22 protein-coding genes and 2 tRNA genes are annotated in these 21,056 nt (G+C 31.5%); 19 read left to right on the top strand and 5 right to left on the bottom strand.

From position 1 onward, the window contains the following. The first annotated feature begins 431 nt into the window (after positions 1-431). Both AAGD36_RS06105 and AAGD36_RS06100 read left to right on the top strand, forming a co-directional pair. Complete coding sequence (locus AAGD36_RS06105) at positions 432-1,838, top strand: hypothetical protein (protein WP_341755320.1); 1,407 nt, start codon at positions 432-434, stop codon at positions 1,836-1,838. Beyond that, positions 1,835-4,144, top strand: coding sequence for an NB-ARC domain-containing protein (locus tag AAGD36_RS06100; protein WP_341755319.1), 2,310 nt, complete (start codon positions 1,835-1,837; stop codon positions 4,142-4,144). The genes AAGD36_RS06105 and AAGD36_RS06100 overlap by 4 nt, the downstream gene beginning before the upstream one ends. 59 nt (positions 4,145-4,203) lie before the next feature. Here the strand turns inward: AAGD36_RS06100 and AAGD36_RS06095 are convergent, their stop codons facing one another. Further along, the gene (locus tag AAGD36_RS06095) at positions 4,204-4,623 is read right to left on the bottom strand and encodes a helix-turn-helix transcriptional regulator (RefSeq protein ID WP_341755318.1); all 420 of its coding nucleotides are present in this window, start codon (positions 4,621-4,623) and stop codon (positions 4,204-4,206) included. Positions 4,624-5,161: 538 nt separating this feature from the next. On the opposite strand from AAGD36_RS06095, the gene AAGD36_RS06090 reads away from it, so the two are divergent. The 5 genes from AAGD36_RS06090 to AAGD36_RS06070 all read left to right on the top strand — a co-directional run bounded on the left by AAGD36_RS06090 (position 5,162) and on the right by AAGD36_RS06070 (position 8,401). Beyond that, positions 5,162-5,509: a hypothetical protein gene (locus tag AAGD36_RS06090; protein ID WP_341748348.1), complete on the top strand. Its 348-nt coding sequence runs from the start codon at positions 5,162-5,164 to the stop codon at positions 5,507-5,509. A gap of 328 nt (positions 5,510-5,837) precedes the next feature. After that, complete coding sequence (gene rplU, locus AAGD36_RS06085; RefSeq protein ID WP_341751386.1) at positions 5,838-6,155, top strand: 50S ribosomal protein L21; 318 nt, start codon at positions 5,838-5,840, stop codon at positions 6,153-6,155. A gap of 24 nt (positions 6,156-6,179) precedes the next feature. After that, a complete protein-coding gene (gene rpmA, locus AAGD36_RS06080; RefSeq protein ID WP_341755317.1) occupies positions 6,180-6,428 on the top strand; it encodes a 50S ribosomal protein L27 in 249 nt (82 codons plus the stop codon). A 159-nt stretch (positions 6,429-6,587) separates the two neighbouring features. Continuing rightward, positions 6,588-7,808: an aspartate kinase gene (locus AAGD36_RS06075; RefSeq protein ID WP_341755316.1), complete on the top strand. Its 1,221-nt coding sequence runs from the start codon at positions 6,588-6,590 to the stop codon at positions 7,806-7,808. 8 nt (positions 7,809-7,816) lie between these two features. Next, positions 7,817-8,401 (top strand): phosphatidylglycerophosphatase A, encoded by a 585-nt coding sequence (locus AAGD36_RS06070; protein ID WP_341755315.1) that lies wholly within the window; start codon positions 7,817-7,819, stop codon positions 8,399-8,401. 53 nt (positions 8,402-8,454) lie between these two features. Here AAGD36_RS06070 and AAGD36_RS06065 read toward each other — a convergent pair whose 3' ends face one another. Continuing rightward, positions 8,455-8,688, bottom strand: coding sequence for a hypothetical protein (locus tag AAGD36_RS06065; RefSeq protein WP_341755314.1), 234 nt, complete (start codon positions 8,686-8,688; stop codon positions 8,455-8,457). Positions 8,689-9,315: 627 nt separating this feature from the next. Here AAGD36_RS06065 and AAGD36_RS06060 point away from each other — a divergent pair. Then, positions 9,316-9,392, top strand: a tRNA-Arg gene (locus tag AAGD36_RS06060). Between the two features lie 513 nt (positions 9,393-9,905). Here the strand turns inward: AAGD36_RS06060 and AAGD36_RS06055 are convergent. Further along, complete coding sequence (locus AAGD36_RS06055; protein ID WP_341755313.1) at positions 9,906-10,115, bottom strand: hypothetical protein; 210 nt, start codon at positions 10,113-10,115, stop codon at positions 9,906-9,908. A gap of 550 nt (positions 10,116-10,665) precedes the next feature. On the opposite strand from AAGD36_RS06055, the gene AAGD36_RS06050 reads away from it, so the two are divergent. Next, positions 10,666-11,121: a hypothetical protein gene (locus tag AAGD36_RS06050; RefSeq protein WP_341755312.1), complete on the top strand. Its 456-nt coding sequence runs from the start codon at positions 10,666-10,668 to the stop codon at positions 11,119-11,121. Between the two features lie 23 nt (positions 11,122-11,144). Here the strand turns inward: AAGD36_RS06050 and AAGD36_RS06045 are convergent. Both AAGD36_RS06045 and AAGD36_RS06040 read right to left on the bottom strand, forming a co-directional pair. Beyond that, a tRNA-Ala gene (locus AAGD36_RS06045) sits at positions 11,145-11,219 on the bottom strand. An 80-nt stretch (positions 11,220-11,299) separates the two neighbouring features. Continuing rightward, positions 11,300-11,503 (bottom strand): hypothetical protein, encoded by a 204-nt coding sequence (locus AAGD36_RS06040; RefSeq protein ID WP_341748342.1) that lies wholly within the window; start codon positions 11,501-11,503, stop codon positions 11,300-11,302. 153 nt (positions 11,504-11,656) lie between these two features. Here AAGD36_RS06040 and AAGD36_RS06035 point away from each other — a divergent pair, with 153 nt between their 5' ends. From AAGD36_RS06035 to AAGD36_RS05985, 10 genes are all read left to right on the top strand, one after another. Beyond that, complete coding sequence (locus AAGD36_RS06035) at positions 11,657-12,163, top strand: DNA-3-methyladenine glycosylase (protein ID WP_341755311.1); 507 nt, start codon at positions 11,657-11,659, stop codon at positions 12,161-12,163. A 140-nt stretch (positions 12,164-12,303) separates the two neighbouring features. Then, entirely contained in the window at positions 12,304-12,912 is a 609-nt protein-coding gene (locus AAGD36_RS06025) for a ribonuclease HI (RefSeq protein ID WP_341751376.1), read from the top strand. Then, positions 12,900-13,241, top strand: coding sequence for a complex I NDUFA12 subunit family protein (locus AAGD36_RS06020; protein ID WP_341748339.1), 342 nt, complete (start codon positions 12,900-12,902; stop codon positions 13,239-13,241). Before AAGD36_RS06025 ends, AAGD36_RS06020 begins: the two co-directional genes overlap by 13 nt. Next, complete coding sequence (mlaD, locus tag AAGD36_RS06015) at positions 13,241-13,696, top strand: outer membrane lipid asymmetry maintenance protein MlaD (RefSeq protein ID WP_341755310.1); 456 nt, start codon at positions 13,241-13,243, stop codon at positions 13,694-13,696. The genes AAGD36_RS06020 and mlaD overlap by 1 nt, the downstream gene beginning before the upstream one ends. A 407-nt stretch (positions 13,697-14,103) precedes the next feature. Then, entirely contained in the window at positions 14,104-14,823 is a 720-nt protein-coding gene (locus AAGD36_RS06010) for a virB8 family protein (RefSeq protein WP_341755309.1), read from the top strand. After that, a complete protein-coding gene (locus tag AAGD36_RS06005; RefSeq protein WP_341751373.1) occupies positions 14,810-15,262 on the top strand; it encodes a TrbG/VirB9 family P-type conjugative transfer protein in 453 nt (150 codons plus the stop codon). Before AAGD36_RS06010 ends, AAGD36_RS06005 begins: the two co-directional genes overlap by 14 nt. Before the next feature lie 69 nt (positions 15,263-15,331). Continuing rightward, positions 15,332-16,783, top strand: a complete 1,452-nt coding sequence (locus AAGD36_RS06000) for a TrbI/VirB10 family protein (protein WP_341755308.1) — start codon at positions 15,332-15,334, stop codon at positions 16,781-16,783. After that, the gene (gene virB11, locus AAGD36_RS05995) at positions 16,780-17,772 is read left to right on the top strand and encodes a P-type DNA transfer ATPase VirB11 (protein ID WP_341755307.1); all 993 of its coding nucleotides are present in this window, start codon (positions 16,780-16,782) and stop codon (positions 17,770-17,772) included. Before AAGD36_RS06000 ends, virB11 begins: the two co-directional genes overlap by 4 nt. Before the next feature lie 2 nt (positions 17,773-17,774). After that, positions 17,775-19,544 (top strand): type IV secretory system conjugative DNA transfer family protein, encoded by a 1,770-nt coding sequence (locus tag AAGD36_RS05990; RefSeq protein ID WP_341756022.1) that lies wholly within the window; start codon positions 17,775-17,777, stop codon positions 19,542-19,544. A 30-nt stretch (positions 19,545-19,574) separates the two neighbouring features. After that, entirely contained in the window at positions 19,575-21,017 is a 1,443-nt protein-coding gene (locus tag AAGD36_RS05985; RefSeq protein WP_341755306.1) for a Ppx/GppA family phosphatase, read from the top strand. Positions 21,018-21,056: the final 39 nt, after the last annotated feature.

Genomic DNA, 21,056 nt, shown 5'->3' with positions numbered 1-21,056 from the left:
AAATCCTAACCTTAATGGGGTTAAAATGATTAGGCTCATGTTTTCTAGAACTTAAAATAAATGCAGATGCTCGGTTATACGCAAGCAAAATTTATGAAAATGATAATGGGGCTGTTTTAGTATTTTTGATAAAAAAACTGATCATGATGGCATAAAAAGGGCATTGCGTGCTGAGAATATTGAGTGTATAAAAGTTTTTGGGGGGTGTAGATCATAGTACACAGATAGAAGATTATCCTTTAAAGTGTGATGTTTTTCCGAAAGATTGTTCCATGTATGAGGAAGTGAGCTGCATGGGAGATATTTAAATGCTTCACTAATTAAATCGATTTGTTGTATGAATTATTTGCTAAATTAAATTCGAGGATTGGTATTACATACTATTGAGCTTAAATTGCTTTCCATAATACTTAACAAAATGTTATTAAATCATGAACGAAAAAACAAAAATGTTTATTAAAAGGAAGAACATTTTAAAAGCAAGTGCAATATCTATGATATTTGTGATTAGCTTTGTTATATTAACAAATATATTGGTACGTCGTTGTATCAATCATGAATATCATCAGCAAAACCTAATAAAATTAGAAGAATATCATAATATAATTAGATCGCTTTTAGTTGATAAATTTAATATTAATTATATATTAAGTAGTAATGATATATCTGATCAAATCTCTATTTTAAAAGAACATATTAGGAATCATGTTTTCATTTCGAAGTATCATATACCAAATAGCGTGTATGGCAAGAATGATCTACCTTATACCACTCTACAAGAACTACTAGATATAGTATCAAACCAAGCATTTAAATACAATATTACTATTAATAATCATTCAATTATATCTAATGGTGTGGTAGAATTTCAGGAGAGTGTGAACAAGCAGTATTACATTAATAAAGACCTCACTTATAATATCTCAATACAAATTTCTCCTAATTCTTATTATACACAACAAGCTATCTCTAGGGTTAAGCAGCAAATTTTATTATTAAATATAGGTTCTGTATTTACAATTTTAGTACTATGTATGATAGTATTGTATCTATCTTATAGAGATAAAAAAATTAAAATTAAACTTAACAAGTTAGAGACAGATTTAACTAACAGTATGGAACATAGTAAAAATATTCTATTATTTCACAAAATAAACGAAGAGTTTACTCTAAAATGTTATCACTATTCTAAAAGTAGTAATAATAAAAAATCATTTAATATCTCTAATACTGTTAATGTAGAAGAAGAACTAGGATATAATAGTGAATATTTTCCATTACCAATAACAACATTAGAGTCCCACAATGAAATTAACTACCATACAATAAAACTAACTCCGATAATTTTATATCTACAAAGTTATTATACAGGATACACAGCTTGCTATAATTCTAATATTAAATTAGATATAGTCAGTAATATAGAGACACTTGAAGTGCCTTTTGAATCGGAAATATTTAACCAAATTATGGTTAGTGTATTATCTAATATCTTGTACTTTAATAAAAATACAGAAAGATCGAGATGTGTAAAGTTAATATTTCAAAACAACTTGATTACCTTTATCGGTGAAGGGTTTAGTTTAGACCAAAATTTAGCAGTAAGATATTCTGAAAAAATATTTAATGATACAGCTAATTTATACATATTAAATTTGGGACAAATATTTATTTTGTTAAAAAGTTTTAAAATAAATTGTCAAGTAACTAAAAATAAGTACTCTACAACAATAGAAATAAAATTAGATAATGTACCAACAGAGTTAAATACCGACACTACCCAAAAGGCACAGATAATTAAAATGAATAAGTATAGAAAACTTAACGACTTAAAATGAGAAACTTTATACTATTGCTATTTATAGTAGTAATTCCTACTTGTGAAGCATATGCAGTACTTCTTTTTAATAAAGAAGAGCCAGTATACTATTTCGTTAATCATGAGGAACAAATTAACAACATAAGAAAGTTATTAATAAGAGACAAAATAGTAGGTATTACAGGTATCAGTGGTATAGGAAAAAGTGAAATAGCTAGAAAATATGCACAAAAATATCAACAAGATTACGATATTATTGCGTTTTTAGATGCAAGTATAGATTTAATCCCACAATTTGTTTTATTGGCCAAAGAAATAAATCAAAAAATATGTTCAAAAACGGGGTGTTTCATTTCAGAAAGTACCGGAAACGTTAAACAAAACCTTATGACATATCTTAAACCTCAGGGGAGGTGGTTATTAATATTCGATAATTTACATATTAATGAAAATAACAAAATTAAGGATATTATTGATTGGCATCATAATGGACATATTATGATTTGTTCACAAGATAGTCAATATTTGCTACCAAGAATCTCAGTTCCTTATTTACAAGAAAAAGACATTTTTATGGCAATTAATAAGCTTATAGACGAGCGATCAGAGGAATTTAAAAAAGATTTGGCATGTAATTTAAAAGGTTATCCAACTAATATAATTGGACATAGTGCTATTTTTTTACAAAGCAATAACCACATGACAATCAAAGAGTATATAAATTATATACGAAAACATGATAACAAATTAAATGCACATTTATCAATAGTATTAAATGAAATTACATCAGAAGCCAAAACACTATTATACTATATGGCGTTATTAAATAATCAAAAAATAGGTAATAATTTACTAGAACATCTAGTAGATGATAAGGAGAAATTATCCGATTTAATTGATGAGATAGTAAGATTTGGTTTAATTGAACAAATTAGTAACAATAGAAATAAAAAAGTATTTCGAATGCATGATGCAGTAAAATATGAGATATTAAATATATACGATTTAGCTACTAATAAGAAAACTATTGATAAACTACTTATTAAAATACAACATTTAATGTCAGGGGAGATGGTAAATCAATTTTATTTAATTATGCAGGATAATACCTTTGAAAGTAATGTAGAAGTACTGCTAGCTAATGCAGATAAGTATAATAGTAATATTTATACAAGCATGGTCTTGCATAATAGCCTACTTGGCTACTACTTACGTTCTAGAGAACCATATAATGCCAAAAAAATGGTAAGTTGGTTTAAAGAACACGAACATAAGTTGATTTGGCAAAATATGACAGAATTAGAGCAAGTAGCGTATAGTAGGTATTTAGGACGTATAGGACGATATGAATACTTTGTTGTTAATCACCATTCAGATATAGTCATGCAATATTTAGTGAAGGCTAAAAACGCCATAAATAGTTTACCAAACAATGAGGTAGCAAAATCATCAATTTATTATGAAATGTTTCAAGTTCAGGTATTCACAGGGCAAATAAAGGAGGCAGAAGATAACTTACATATTATACAAAGTATAATGCTTAATAATAAAAACTTTATGCATAAAGCAAGCATGATAGATTATGGTATGGCTAGAATATTATTAACTCAAGGGAAGTGTCAGCAGGCTTTATTAGCAATTATAGATACGATAAGTAAAGAAAAAGCTCAGCTAAATAAATCTAGGATATTGGCACAAATAAGTGATGTAGAATTAAGACAAGAAAATGCATGGCTTGCACCCATTTATACTTTGCAAGCAGAGATACTAAATAATATGCAAAGATTTGAAGAGGCTTACGCTATAACTAACGATGTATATACTAAGATAATGAGTAGTGATCTAAATGAAATTAAAGATATCACATCTACAACAATAGCATATTGTTTAACAGAGTTGTCAAAATCTGAATTAGGACTAAAGAGGCAGAATGATGCTTGGAAACATATAGTAAAAGCAGTTGATATACTGATACAAGACCAAGATAGAAACAATAGGGAAAATGAGTTAGAGAATTCCATAGATATATTTTTAGCTAATGCTTTAGTAGTAAAAGCAAATATATTAAGTACTTTAGGGAAAGCAGAAGAGGCTATGATTAATTATAGATTAGCTAAAAATATTTATTGGAACATATTTAATATCAAAAACATCGGCAATATGGATAATGTAAGTTATGCCTTCTCTCAGGCAGCAAAAACTGCTACGAAATTAACCAATAAAAGTGACAGACATATACAATGCACTTATTTTTACTCACTTCTTTTGACATATTTTGGTTCTGATCACCCTAGGAGTAAAAAATTATATGGAGTATGCCCATAAAAGCATATTGTCTGAAGTGAATAATGCTCTAGAACCCAGTGTTAATCTAAATATTAGAGTTATTTTTTATAATGTTTTTGAATAAGCCATTTAGTAAAATTTTCATCAGCTTTATTTAAACTCAACTGTGAAGAGTATTCGTATACTTCTTTAATAAGAGCAAATACGTTACTATACCTTACAGCAATAGGATAGTGAATTAGCTCAAGTTCATTAATGATTTTATCACAAGTATCACGAAGCAAAGAAATATTAAGTATAGAATCTTGGTTATCGTGATCTAATAATAATTCTTGAATTTCAATATTAAAAGCACCTGCTATAGATTGCAATACTTCTATAGTAGGATTTTTGGAAGTACCCCTGAATATATTTGTAACGCTTCTACCTTGTCCAATCTTATTTTCAAGATCAGCAACACGCCAATTTTTTTCTTTTAATAGCCTTTCAATATTTTTCTTAATAATTAAGTGTGACATTCTTATAAATAAATGAATTTAGTTAGACATTTCAGTTGACAATATTATGTATTTATATACACTAAAAATAAATGTATATTATTATGCATAATATTATAAGTATTAACTGTATTGATATACTAAAGTTTGTACAAGGTAAAGTAGTTTATCAAAGTATTTATTTAAATGACCTGAATTCGATGTAACTTGTTACATCGAATTCAGTGTTATATATAGAAACAGTCAGGTTTGAAGCGGCTGCCCACCTGATTGTTAAAATATAACACTCCATTCAATATGTGATTTTAATAATTAAAATCACATATTGAATGGTGAAAAAAGTTAAAATGCACTTGCAGAATTGCTTCAAGAATGCATTTTTCCTTATATTAAAGCCAATTCGTAATAAGAATTAACTAATTCTTATTACGAATGGGGGTAGTATGTATGGAACAGCAAGATGCAACTCAAGATATTTTAATCCCAATATTAAAAGAATAAGATAGTTCACAAAAAAACATGTTGAAGCGATATCATAACAAAACAATAAGAAATTAGAATGTGGCAGCAATACTTAGCAATAATATTAATTATTATTGAAGGTTTATTAATCTTAATATCTTTGAAATATTTGCATCAGATAAATATAACTAGTAAAGATTTCTCAAATATATTTGGCAAAGCTAAGGCAGATACATCTCGTTTATTTAAAGAACTACAACAGTTAAGTGCTGTAACCAGTAAAAGAGATGATAACATTTTAAGCGTAGTGTATCACTTAGAGGATATCGAACTGTATATCAAAAGTATTTTGAGCATACTTGAACAACAAGAAAAGTGTAAGACAACTGAAGAGTCAACAAATAAATCCAAAATAAGTAATAGTAAAACCAAAATAAAATTATAGCATAGAAGACAGAATGTGTGGTTGTGATAAGGCAAGCAACTATCGTTGTTATACTCAAATGATTTGAAGAATTGGATTTGAAAATGAATGGTGAGCATGCGAATCCATGGTATTTTCAAAAAACAATTCGTAGGAGCAGAAGAGTATACTAATCATGTCAACAATACAAGGTCAATAATAATGATTAGAAACTGTATTATTATAAATAATACGGGCTATCTTTTATTTATAGCATTATCTATTTAATTACGAATTGCTATTGACTAAAATAGTTGCTGGTAATATAATGTCGACTTAATTTGTTTAAATTTTAGTTAGGATATTTTTCATGTTCGCAATCGTCAAATCAGGCGGGAAACAGTATAAAGTCGGCAAAAACAGTGTCATCAAAGTAGAAAAAATTGACGGTGAAAGAGGTGCAAAAATCCAATTTGACCAAATATTGATGATTGGTGAAGATTCAAAGCCATCTTTTATAGGTACGCCAATGGTTAAAGGAGCTCTTGTTACTGCCGAAATTACTAACCAGTTTAAAGATAGTAAGGTTATTGTCTTTAAGAAAAAACGTCGTCAGAATTATCGTCGCAAGACTGGTCATAGGCAGGAATTGACCGAACTGAAAATATTAGACATTACTAAACTATAATAGGATTTATTTAAGGATATATAAATGGCAACTAAAAAAGCTGGTGGTAGTTCTAGAAACGGCAGAGACTCGATCGGTCGTAGGTTGGGTGTTAAAAAATATGATGGACAATATGTGATACCAGGTAACATTATTGTTAGACAACGTGGTACTAAATTTTACCCAGGTAAAAATGTTGGACTTGGTAGAGATCATACGTTATTTGCATTGATTGCAGGCAAAGTAGAATTTTCTAGTAAGAGAGACTATAAAATAGTCAATATTGTGCAGTGATGATGCTATTTCTGCCTGCAGATGTCATCCCTATTCACCACACAATGTTACCCCTGCGTAGACAGAGGTCTAAAAAAGTTTAACAAACCCTCTTGGTCTATTTTTTTTAGGTTCTGCTACCTACGTAGGAATGACATCGAAAATTACGCTTGCAGATTTATGTCAATAATAGTTCAAAAATTTGGTGGAACTTCCATTGCTAACATTGCAAGAATAAAAGAAATTATTCCAATAATTAAGCTTGAAAAGCAGCATGGCAATCAACTAATAATTGTCGTTTCAGCTATGACCGGGGTTACCAACCAACTAGTTACTCTATGTAATGAAGTCTCTAGTCTTAAGACCAATTCAGAACTCGCAGAATATGATGCCGCTCTTTGTAGCGGGGAGATGGTAACAGCATCTTTACTAGCCCTTAAACTACAAGAACAAGGCATGAGTGCAAGATCTGTGCTGGCATGGCAATTACCGATTCTAACCAATGATAATTATAGCAAAGCTTTGGTTGAACAACTCTCTACTAGTTTGTTAATAGAATGTATTAAGCAAAACATCATTCCAATAGTTGCTGGATTCCAAGGTGTTACCAATAATAATAGGTTGACAACGCTTGGTCGAGGAGGATCAGATACTACCGCCTCTTTAATTGCAGCTGCTATGAAAGCTGATAGATGTGATATATACACTGATGTGGAAGGAGTGTTTACTGCCGATCCTCGCATTGTCCCGGGAGCAACAAAATTATCACAGATTAGTTTTGAAGAAATGCTAGAATTTACATCTTGTGGAGCTAAAGTGCTGCATCCACGTTCCTTAGAGGTTGCTATTAGATATAATGTACCCATACGCGTTTTATCGTCGTTTTTATTCCCATTATACCACGAAAAAAATGGTACACTAATAACATCTAGAGATAAAATTATGGAAAATAGGCAAATTACTGGTATTACTTCCAACAAAAATTTATTACAATTACTGGTATCCTCCCAATTGAGTTTTTCTAAGATATGCAAACTCATCGCTGACCATAATATTCACCTAGAATTAATGGAAAATATTAAGACAAATATACAATATAGTTTCATTATCCAACTATCCGATAAAAATAAATTACAACATTTACTAGATGATCTAAAAAATACTAATCAAATAAATAATTTTATCATTGATAGTCAAATTTCTATAGTATCAATTATTGGTTATGGTATTAAAAATGATCAGACCCTACTTGGTATGGTATTAAATGAACTAGAAAAAGAAAATATATCAGTGAAAAAGATACAAATCTCAGAAATTAAAATTTCTATCCTAATAAAAGACCTAGATACCGAGAAAACAATACGTTGTTTGCATCAATTATTTGAATTATCAGAAAATTAAGCAGAATTATGTCTAAAAGAAAAAAATTTGTAGAACTTTTTGTAACTTTTTTCTATATAGGTAGAATAAAATATTGTCCTGGTACATTTGGGTCTTTAGCTGCTTTCCCTTTGTGCTACTTGATCTTATATCTTTCTATAACTAATCAACTAATTTTTTCATTTACTAATTTCACAACTTTACAAGCACAACTTATTACTCTTTTGATTTGCCTATTGTTATTTATATTAGGCACGTACTTCTCTTCAATATACATACAGTATGATACACAGGACGATCCAAAAGAAGTGGTGATTGATGAGGTAGTTGGTCAAATGCTAACAATAATACTAAGTTGTTTTTCTGTGGTTTTCGTAAACTACTCAGGACTTACAAAATATTTAAGTTCACAACTAATAAATTTTATCTTTTTATTTGCTTTGCCCTTAGTGTTATTTAGATTTTTTGATATAATAAAACCATGGCCAATAAATTGGCTCGATGCTAATATCAAAGGGGGTGTTGGTATTATGGTAGATGACATTGCAGCAGCAATCTTTGCTTCAGTTATGCATTATGCTATCACTTTTACTTTAATAAATTGGTTTGGCTAAATAATATTTTAATTAGGCTGTTCTAGGTTCAGGGCAGTTTAAAAATTCCAACTTTAAGTTGGAATTAATTTAAATAACCTATGTCTATAATTGTTAAAATTTTCTCTAGTTTCAGTAATTTTATTTGAAAATAAAGTTATTACAGAAAGAGTTGTTGTCCTCAATAATGACATTATTAACGGAGCTTCTCCAGTACTAATAGTTGACTTATCTTCTTCAAAAACCTTATCTTTTATCCAGTTTAAATTATTTTCGCATGACCAATGACTTCTGTTAAATTTTAACAATTCTTCTTTGCTAAAACTTTTTACAAACCTCGATATCTATTCTAAGTTATTCTTATTGCTTAACAACCCTGCTACTATTAGTTTAACTACACTTGCAGTATCGTACCTTCGTCCCCGCACTTTTCTAAAATCTTTGACTTTTTCTAAATAATTATGCTTATAAATAGCTCCGTTATTTTAAGTTGTAAATCTATTAACGGAGTATTTTATACAAACTTTTACATTTTACAACTATTCATTACAACTCTTTCTTACTATCTTTATCCCTTTCTAGATACCTTATCTCCTAGCTTGCAGTATCTTTTAGTTCTTTTATTCCTGTTCTAAACATTTGCACCTTCTTTCTACTCACAGTTGTGATTTTTAAACTGCTCTGTTCTAGGTTTGGAAACTTATGATCTTGACATAATAGGAGTTTAGGGATATAGTATACTCTTTCTAAAAATTTTCAATTTTAAGATGTTTTATAAAAATGAACACACTATGCTATCTAGGATTCAAGTATACTCGAATGGTCTTACGAATTGAAAATGAATTAGGAACGCACTCAGCGCACTCAGCGTACTTTGGTACGTGAATCCAATAATATCTCAAAAAGCAATTCTTTAAAACAGAAGAGTATATATAGCACCCGTAGCTCAATTGGATAGAGTATATGACTACGGATCATAAGGTTAGGGGTTCGACTCCTCTCGGGTGCGCCACAAACTCTTTCCACATCTGTGCGACCATCCACATTATGGCTTTACTGGCTGATGTGCTATTAATGTAGCTACTTCAGACAATAGCATAAAGGAAACCTTATCTCACTAATTGTTGATGGGTTACCTCAATTAAATCAATAAGTTGTTGCCATGTGTAACCTTTTGCCAATCTCAGAGAAGAAAATTTTTCCAATAAATTGATCAACTTGCTTTCATGTAGTGATTTTTTCTTGCCATTCTAGTAAATGAATTATAAACTCATGTCTATATAGCAACATATGAAATAGCATAATTCAATCGTAAATTATTGCATTATACATACTTAGATTACAAATACAATAGAAATAATAACCTATAGTTTTAATTGCTAACTAAATAATTATATAGTAAATCAGATTGAATTAGGTGACAGAATATAATATAAAGAAGAGAGAAAATGTCAACAAGCCCATATAGTCAAGATTTAAAAGAAATTATAGATTGGATTTTGATATGTTAATTACGATTGATCTACTAATCATCATGAAAAGAATTAGCATGTAATTTTTCTTTCTCAAATAATTTATCAGAAAGCCTATGGAAATCATTAGCTGAAACTGCCCCCAAAGTTGCAATATAAATTTTAACAATGACATCATGCTTTGGCATAACATTTGCATGGATATATTTATGTACTTGACTGCTATTCTTACCTATTTTCTTAGCAAATATATGAATTTGCATTTTTGGGTAGTTCCATACATGAGTATATCACTTACAAAGCTAAAATTAAAGTTAAATGCAACAAAATCTTAAAAAACAAATTATTTTTTTACATGCCATGAATTCACAGTTGTGTAATATAAAATTATGTTGGATGCTAAGATAAAATTATAAAAATAAAAAGAGCTAAAATATTATACCTATAAAAAAATGTAATGAACGTACCAAGGAAGACAATGAAAATAACAATTCACAGTAAAAAAACTGTTATTGACTTTAGGGGAGTATAGTTTAAAATTAAAAGTGAAGTAACTGCAAAGTTACTTTGGGGTGTAGTAACCTGTAGTCCGTTAGTGGTAAGCATCAACCATTAAATGATGTATCCTCGACTGTAATGGTCGGGGAGATGTTAGCTATGTTCAAGGCTTAAGGTGTAAACCTTAGGCCTAAAGGCTAACGTAGCTGTCTAGCGGCAGTTTTACTAACTCCCCGATCGCCAAAGTAATCTCTCAAGGTTCTTTGGTGGTTAAAACTTAATAACTTTAAGTTTAATCATAAAGGGGATACTGCTATGACATACACAACAACTTTAGCTTCTGAAGCAATCATCTTTTTTGATCCGGCTTATGACCATCCTAAGGATATGAAACTTAGAGATGATGTCATTACTACTAGCCAACAAGAAGGATTAACAGTAGTAGAAATTATTGAATCTAAAGGACCTTATGATTATTGTACTCTTGGCAAATTAATTCGCCGAGTAATGACTTGTAGTGATAAATCTGTCATCATTCTAATTGACGAGGACTTGCTATATACACCAATTAATACGTTACTTTGGGCTGTGCTTGGTACTTTGTCATCTGCCGGCTTAATTACCGTTACTACTTACGAAAGATTCTATAAAAAAGTACTCTTGAAAAAAGTGAATATAGAGGATGATTATTTTTTATATGTGGCTGCTACTTATTGTAAGAGATACCATACATTTGGTAGTAAAAAACCAAATTTAAATATAGATGAATAAACTTATTAATTAAAATAGGAGAGTGGTGGAGACGAAGGGAATCGAACCCCCGACCCTCTGCGTGCAAAGCAGATGCTCTACCCCTGAGCTACATCCCCAAACCATATTAATGATAGGTAGCTTATATACCTTTTTACATGTAAGGTCAACAAACTTGTTTGAAAACTTAATATTTAGGCTAAATTTTTGTTCTGTCCCAAGGTAATGCCTTGCCATCAGAACCAAGTACCAAATCTCCTGATACATCATATTCTGCTGCCAAAAAAGAAGATTTACCGGATATAAGTTTTACAGGCCTAATTTTTTGTCCATTATGAAAATACTCCTTTGCCTGTTCTCTAGAGGTTGGGTTATTTTTAGACGCTGTTTTAGCTTTTGACATATATGTAATAATCTCAAATATTTTTCTATAATATACAAACCTAAGTACAAAATATCTTACCTTTAATATTTGTCAAGAAAAAGCTGTGAAATGATGTAATAGTGAATTATAGTGCATCAATACAATTATATCATATTTTATTAAACCACTAAGATGTTTAAAATACTTCCAAAAACATTTTATGAAAGAAATACGCTTATTGTCTCACAAGAGTTACTTGGAAAGGTTTTGTGCTTTGGTAATATAGAAGCACGAATTATTGAAACAGAGGCTTATGTTGGAGAAGATGATCCTGCTTGTCATGCAGCAAAAGGTATAACGCCCCGTACAAAGATTATGTATGGTTCTGCAGGTCATGCATATGTATATTTGATTTATGGTATGTATTATTGCTTAAATATAGTAACAGAAAAACAGGGATTTCCAGCTGCTGTATTAATTAGGGGAGTGTATCAATATAGCCCTTTACAAGTTTTACTTGATGGACCTGGTAAATTATGTCGTACTCTTGGAATTAATAAAACCCAAAATGGTCAAGATGTAACTAGTAATAAGTCTTTTTGTATTATTGATGTAGGTAATACCCCTAAATTTATTAATACTCCTAGGATTGGTATTAGCAAAGGTACAGACAGACTTTGGCGTTATTTAGAGGTATAGTCAATTGATGAGAAGTTGGTGACGTCGTCACTCGTCGCTCGCCTATTACATATAGGCGTCGCTCCATCGCTCCTAGCACCAAATCCTCCTGAATTGACTATATAATTTACGCGAATTCGCATAACTCAGGTTAAATTATAATGAATATACAAGACCCAAGTATTTCAAAGAGTCAAGCTACTTTGCCTAAGGTTACCATATACACTGATGGAGCTTGCTCAGGTAATCCTGGACCAGGTGGCTGGGGAGCGTTATTACAGTTTCATGGAGCTAGTGTAGAGCTAGATACAAATGCTTTGAAAAATTGGTATAACAAAAAAAAGTTAAACATGTTAGATATATGTGAGAACTCTACGAAGTTTCGTGATAGCTTGCCTTTAAAGCAGAAGAGTATATTCGGTCATGAACTATATACCACTAATAATCAAATGGAAATGACAGCAGTAATTGAAGCATTAAAAGTTCTTAAAAAATCATGCTATGTAGAAGTTTACACAGATAGTAAGTATTTACAGCTTGGAATAACACAGTGGATTAACACATGGATAAAAAATAACTGGCATAAAAACAACAATGATCCCGTCAAGAATGTTGACTTATGGAAAAAATTGTACGAAGAGTTAAGTAAACACTATATTATTTGGAATTGGGTTAAAGGTCACAATAATAATGAAGGTAATGAAGTGGCTGATAGGCTAGCTGTGCAAGGAAAAGAAACTGCTATAAAAATACTTAAATGTCATTCATAGATAATTTTTTTATACCTATTTTCTCTAAGGAGATTGGAAAAGATCAATTTGGTAACAAATATTATCAAAGTAAAAAACAGAATTATTTAGGTCAAGCTAGAAGACAGGTGGTTTATAAAGGTAAAGTGGAAGCATCGAAAGTTCCTCCCATGTGGCATGCTTGGTTGCATTATATGACTAATGAAGTACCAACTAACAATAATAAATTTGACTGGCAACAAAATTATCTCCCTAATATTACTGGCACTAGCTTATCTCATAACCTAATAAAAAATAGTACAACTGAAGCTAAATATAGTAGCTGGAAACCTTTAGATAAATCAAAATAATGAAACATAATGTTATAGAAACTTTAGTTGGCTTTATAGTAATACTAGTTGCTTTAGCCTTTTTTGTTTTTGCTTATAAAATTGGTAACTCATCAAAAGTTGCATCTGGGTATATAGTTAAGGCAAATTTTCAGAATGCGGAAGGGATAGTTCAAGGCAGTAGCGTGATGTTAGCGGGTATAAAAATCGGAGCAGTAACTAACATAACTCTAGATAAAACTAGCTTTTTTGCCTTATTAACCATTAACATCAATAATGATATAAAGTTACCTAAAGACACTAGTATAGCAATAGTCACAAGTGGAATACTTGGTAGTAGATATATATCCGTAACTCCCGGTTCATCTGAAGAAAATTTGGCTGGAGGTGATCAGATAAAATACACCCAGTCAGCAGTTAATATTGAATCCTTAATAGGTAAATTAATCTATTCCTTTGGTAGTGGTCGTAAGTAACCGAAAGTTCGATGTAACAAGTTACATCGAACTTTCGGGATATATTGATATATATAGAAACAATCAGGTTTGAAGCGGCTGCCCACCTGATTGTTAAATATTAATTTGCTAATAATTTTATTTTTATAAGTATAAAAATAAAATTATTAGCGGTAATAGATTAAAATGCATTCGTGCCAGCCGCTTCAAGAATGCATTCTTCATTATAAGAAGCCAATTCGATATAAGAATTAGTAATTCTTATATCGAATTGAGGTTAAATAATATTTTTGAATTATGACAAATAACCTATTAGTGTAGCTCGAAATTAGTGTATACTGCAAAAATATTGAGAATTTATGATTATATTGTTTGAATTAATTTATTCACTAACTTGTCTTAGGTTTTACAAGTAGTGGGGATGTACAATGTTTAAGTTAGCTAATATATTAAATATACTAAAATCACCTTTTGGTACGGTAGAGAACCAAAGCGTTCAGTCTAATAACTTTGTTAAAGCTACTAGGAATTGGTACGAAGAAAGAGCTGATAGGCTAATTGTACAACGTAATATCTTGTTGGTATTATCTATATTACTAATAATAGTTATAATGGTATCCATAGCAGCGGTAACTATAGTGGTAAATTCAAGAGAGTTTAGTCCTTTTGTTATCCAAATTGATGATAGTACGGGAATGGCAACGATTGTAAATCCAATATCTTCGGAGATACTAAACGGTGACGAGGCACTTTCAAGGTATTTTATTAAAAAATACCTCATAGCTAGAGAAACATATAATCCTGTTGATTTTGATACTGAAGCAAGGAAAAGCGTTAGATTATTATCTTCAAGTCCAGTATATTATAACTATCTAGGATATATACAAAATAAAGATATAAATCCAGTTTTAATATATGGTCAAAACAACACAACTTTTTTAGTAATTAAATCTTGGTCAGGAGTAGAAAAAAATAAATATATGGTTAGGTTCTCTATTAATGAAACAACAGGCAATAAAACGGTTTTCAATAAAATAGCTGTGGTAAGTTACGCATATATTCCAATGGAATTAACAGATGCAGATCGAGATATTAATCCAGTAGGTTTTCAAGTTAATGATTATAGGGTAGATGATGATAATAGCTAGACTTCTTTTCGTAGCGGCAATATTATTACATTCGGTTATTGCCAACGCTTGTGCAGGTAATATGCATATAGATAATGATGTAGATGATCTAGCCATAACTACTGATAACAGAATTAAAACTTATATACATAATCCTAATGAAGTTTATTTATTAGTTCTGCATTTTGGTTTTCAGTCAAGTATAGAATTTGCCAAAAATGAGGAGATCCAAAATATTGTTCTAGGGGAATCCTATGCTTGGAAAATGACTCCGTTGGCAAATAGATTATTCATTAAGCCATTGGAAAAAAACATTAGAACAAATATGACTATCATAACTAATAAAAGGACTTACCAATTCGATGTTGTATCCAAAGAATTGGAAGAAGGTCGTGAAAAAGACTTGGTATATGTAGTTAGGTTTTATTATCCTAAAAAAAGGTTTAGTACTTCACAATAATACCTCAATTCGGGATAAGAATTAATTAATTCTTATCCCAAATTCGTGTAATAATGATATTAATTTACTATGGCAAAGCAAAATAACACCTCTTCTCAAATCAGTACACAGAGTGTAGAGGAACAAGACATACCAGAAGTTCAAAATGAGCTATCAAAAGTTGCCACTAATCCTAAGCAAAGCATTCTGATTCTACTTGTCATTTCTGCTGTCTTTATATTTATTTTTTTTAAACTTTTTATTGCTGATAATAAACCACCTGAGGTGGTAGCTCCATCAGCACCTACTGATATTACTAAACCGACACAAGATAATTCTAAAAATCTACCAGAGATTCCAAAATTACCAGAAGCACCTAAACTCGAAACACCTGTGGAGCTTCCACCCCCTCCTCCCCCTAAAGTTGCTGATGTGCCAAAGCTTCCTTTACCTACTACTTCAGTAGATAATAATAGTGCTGACAAAGTTTCTCTTCCTTCCGTTGTATCATCACCCCTTCCTGGAGGAATAGCTGAAAGTGACGAGGAAAAGAAACGCCGTGAAGCAAAGAGAAAATCTTCTATAGTATTAATTGCAGGAGTTCCAGAGAAAAAAACACCAAGTCAAATTGCCGAAGAAGCAAATTTTCAAGATCGTGGAGATATGGCATTTGTTCTTGGTCGTGGTAAGATAATTGAAGCGGTACTAGAGACTGCTATTAATAGTGATTTAGGTGGGGAAGTAAGGGCAATAATTAGCAGAGATGTGTTTTCTGAAAGGGAAAAGATTATTTTAATTCCTAAAGGATCAAAGATTTTTGGTGCTTATACAACTGGTATTGATGGAGCGTATGGTCGAATTGCAATAATATGGAATCGTATTGATCTGTCAAACGGTTATACCATTACCTTAGATGCTATAGCTGTTGATAATCTTGGAAGGAAAGGTGAGCAAGGAAGAGTAGATAATAAATATAAAGAACGATTAACCAATGCTGTATTATTATCGGCATTTAATATTGGACTTGCCAATGCCCTTGACAAAGTGGTAGCTCCCCCAGTTAATTCACAAGCTGCTGCTGCTAATGCTGCTGTTGCTGCTAATATACAAAGTTTAGCACAAAGTATTAATAATGGTCCTGGTACTGAGGATGTTAAAATTTCACAGATATGTTCTAGTGTCATGAACGCCATTCCCGATAAGACCTCAGCAGCCTATATTTCCATGATGCAGGCTTGTAATACTGCACAAAATCCAACTGGATCACAGCCTGGTCAAAGGCTTGTTGCATTAATGACTGCAGTAACTAATGCAGCAGCTAGTTTGTTAACTAGCACTGCAACTGCTAGCACTCCAACCCAAGCACAAGCAGCTTCAAAAAAAGCTTTTACTGATATCAGTGATACTATGAAAGGTATGATTCAGCAACATGAATTTAAACCAACTATTACTATAGATCAAGGTACGGTAATTAAAATTTATGTCAATAAAGATTATAAATTTCCTCAATCTGTACTAAGAAAATCAAGATTGATAAAATGAGTGATAATTTTGCTGCATTAGAGACTTTTCTATTACCATTTAAAGAACTGTTCGCAGAAGATGGTGTTAATGAGATCATGGTAAATAAACCAGGAGAAGTATGGGTTGAGAAGAAAGGAGATTTGTTTTGTAAATCAGTACCTGAACTTGATTTTGAACATCTTATATCTCTTGGTAGGCTTGTAGCTCAGTCAACTGATCAGACAATTTCTGAGGAAAAACCTTTACTCTCTGCGTCCCTACCAAATGGCTATCGTATCCAAATAGTATTTCCTCCTGCTTGTGAACCAGGCCATGTCGGATATGCTATCAGGAAAGGTAGTACAATGAACCTTACACTAGATCAATATGCCAAGCTGGGAGCTTTTGATTCAACATCTACTGGAGAATTAATTGACGAGAATGCAAAAATCTTAAATAATTATTTAAAAGAAAATAAAATAAAAGAATTTATTCGACATGCTGTAATTTCTAAAAAAAATATTATTATTAGTGGTGGTACATCAACTGGTAAAACAACCTTTACTAACGCTGCTTTAGCAGAAATTCCAAATATCGAGCGATTAATTACTGTTGAAGATGCTAGGGAGGTAATCTTAGCAAATCACCCTAATAAATTACATCTCCTCGCTTCAAAAGGGGGGCAAGGTCGTGCAAAAGTTACTACTCAGGATTTGATTGAAGCGTGTTTACGTCTAAGACCTGATAGAATTATTGTAGGTGAACTTAGAGGAGCTGAAGCATTTAGTTTCTTACGAGCAATTAATACAGGTCATCCTGGCTCTATATCTACTTTACATGCTGATGCACCAGCAATGGCCATAGAACAACTTAAGCTAATGGTTATGCAAGCTAGTTTAGGCATGCCACCAGAGGAAGTGAAAAAATATATATTAGCGGTCGTCGATATTGTGATACAATTAAAACGTGGTAGTGGTGGGAAGAGATATGTCTCAGAAATATACTATAGTAAGAATAGGCAAGACTAATGATGGGATTGGAGAGAATAGTAAACATTATCCGTAACCTCTTAGGTCATTTTATAATACACCCTTTGGTAGTATTTTGTACGATATGGATTAGTGGAGTGCTAGTTGCATTTACTACTAACGAGATTAGAGCTATAAATGTTGACTTAACAGCCATAGATATAGCTTATAAGTGGACTTATTGGCTAGTTAGTGTATGGTCGCAATTAACTTTTCAAGCATATAACTACTTAAAAGTTAAGTTAATATTATCCCTTACTATGCCGACAATTATAGTTATCATATTTTACTGGAAAAATTTTAAAAGAATAAAGAATTTACAATTTTTTATTCAACCGGAAAAAGTTTATGGTGATGCTAGTTGGGCTACTGAAGCTGATGTAGATAAAGCCGGTCTACGTTCAAAGCATGGTATGTTGCTTGGCACCAATAGCGGAGGATATTTTGTTGCTGATGGATTTCAGCACGCTTTGCTTTTTGCCCCAACCGGTTCAGGTAAGGGGGTAGGATTTGTAATTCCTAATTTATTATTTTGGGAACACTCTATTATAGTACATGACATTAAGCTAGAAAATCATGGTTTTACAAGTGGATGGCGGCAGAAACAAGGACAACGAGTATTTGTTTGGGAACCTTCCAATCCTGATGGGATAACTCATTGTTACAATCCTATAGACTGGGTAAGTACCAAACCAGGTCAAATGGTGGATGACGTACAAAAAATCTCAAATCTGATTATGCCTGAAAAAGATTTTTGGAATAATGAAGCACGAAGTTTATTTCTTGGTGTAGTACTATACTTAATTGCTGACCCGACAAAAACTAAATCCTTTGGCGAAGTGGTCAGGACAATGCGTAGTGATGACGTAGTGTACAACTTGGCAGTAGTTCTAGATACTTTAGGTAAGGTAATACATCCTGTGGCCTATATGAATATTGCTGCATTCCTACAAAAAGCAGATAAAGAGCGTTCAGGTGTTATCTCTACAATGAACTCTTCTTTAGAATTATGGGCAAACCCGCTAATTGACTCAGCTACTGCATCATCTGACTTTAATATACTTGAGTTTAAGAAGATTAAAACAAGCGTTTATGTTGGTTTAACTCCGGATAATATACAGCGTTTACAAAAATTGATGCAGGTTTTTTACCAGCAAGCTACAGAGTTTTTAAGCCGCAAAATGCCTGATTTAAAAGAAGAACCTTATGGGGTTATGTTTCTACTTGATGAATTCCCTACTTTAGGCAAAATGGATACATTTAAGGCTGGTATCGCATTTTTCAGGGGATATAGAGTTCGCCTATTCTTGATTATACAAGATACTCAGCAGCTCAAAGGAACTTATGAGGATGCTGGAATGAACTCATTCTTGTCAAATGCTACATATCGTATTACTTTTGCAGCTAATAACTATGAAACAGCCAACCTGATATCACAGCTAGTGGGTAATAAAACAGTTGAACAACGATCTTATAGTAAACCACTATTTTTTGATCTTAATATTTCAACAAGAACGCAGAATGTATCACAAGTTTCAAGAGCTCTGCTTTTGCCTCAAGAAGTAATTCAATTACCAAAAGATGAGCAAATTGTTTTAATTGAATCTTTCCCACCTATTAAATCTTTAAAAATTAAGTATTATGAGGATAAGTTCTTTACAAATAGGTTATTACCGCCTACATTTGTTCCAACTCAAAAACCTTATGATCCAAATAAAAATAATGTAGATGAGGAACAAGAAAATACAGATTCTACTACTAAAGAAGATTAATTTTTTAAGTAAGCAATAAGATAAAACTCTATGCGTTCAGCCATTATTGATATTGGTTATAATGCCATAAGAGCTGTAGTTTATGAATGTGATAGACTTGGAGCTCCAGAAATTTTCAATGATAAATTTAAAAGTGATATTATCAATTTACTTAATCTAGATGACCTAGAAGTAAAGCATCAAGTATATTTATCACTACAATATTTTGTACATATTTTTGATAGGTTATCAGTAACAGATGTTAAATGCGTTGCTACTGCTGTACTTAGAGGGCATCCAAGAGCTGAAGAATTTAGAGAAATAGTTAAAAGAAAATTTAATATTAATATTGAAATTATTTCTGGTAATCGCGAGGCCTATCTTACAGCTGCCGGATTAATTTCTGGTATCAATGATGCTTGTGGCATAGCAGCAGACCTAGGTGGGGGTAGCCTTGAGCTTGCCCAAATCAAAGACAAAAAAGTGGGAATCTTAAAATCTCTACCTTTAGGCACTAGCTTAATCACTAATAATCATTTTGACGATATTAATATAATTAGCCAAATGATCAACAAAGAGTTTGGAGAGGTATACCCAAATCATTCGGGTATACAACAATGTCAACAAGGGTATCATTGTCCAAACTTATACTTAATAGGAGGAGCTTTAAGGCTAATTGGACGCTCTTACATGGAGTTTGTTCATTATCCTCTTAAGAACTTACATAACCTTGAAATAAATCGTAGAGAATTTGAACTATATCTCGAAAAATTAGCTCATGCTCATAGTATGAGAACACAATATAAATCAAGAATTCATTCTAACGCAGTTTTGGTGGCAAAATCTATGCTGAATGTCTTTTTACCTGAAAAGGTAATAATTTCAAATTATGGTTTAAAAGAAGGTGTTAGATTTGCTTGTCTCCCTAAAGAAGAACAGGAGAAAGATATTATTTATGAAAGAATCAAGACATTAGTAAATTTTGATGAAACTACTTGTAATATCAAAAATTATACAGAAGTCATTAAGCCTATCTTAATTCAACCAGATACAACAACAATTAGTATAATTACTTTGGTCATAATGCTTGCACAATATAATAAAAATATCGATAAAACTCTTCGCTCTAATTTTATTGTTGAATTTATTTTAGCTTCAGATATTCCTTTTAGTCATCGTCAGAGGTTGATGCTTAGTATTGCTCTTGCACTTACCTATACAGCAAGAAGTGATACATATATTAATAGATTAGCAAAAAGAATGATTAATTCATATGATTATTGTAACAGTCATATAATAGGTAATTTTATAAAAATTGCTAGGGAAATTGATGGACCAAGATTTCAGTCACCATCTTTTTCTCTTGAGTTAAAAGATAATAGATATATTGAAATTTCTACACTAAATATTTTACCAAAAGCGGTGTTTGAAAAAGTGTGCGAACGTCTGAAAGCTATAGGTTTCGCCCGAAAAATATTTATTGAAATAAAATGATAACAGTCTTATATTGCAAGTGTACAAGCTTTTTTAGAG

This window comes from Candidatus Tisiphia endosymbiont of Ptychoptera albimana, from assembly GCF_964026605.1.
Classification (GTDB): domain Bacteria; phylum Pseudomonadota; class Alphaproteobacteria; order Rickettsiales; family Rickettsiaceae; genus Tisiphia.
This window is presented reverse-complemented; position numbering and strand designations above follow the sequence as displayed.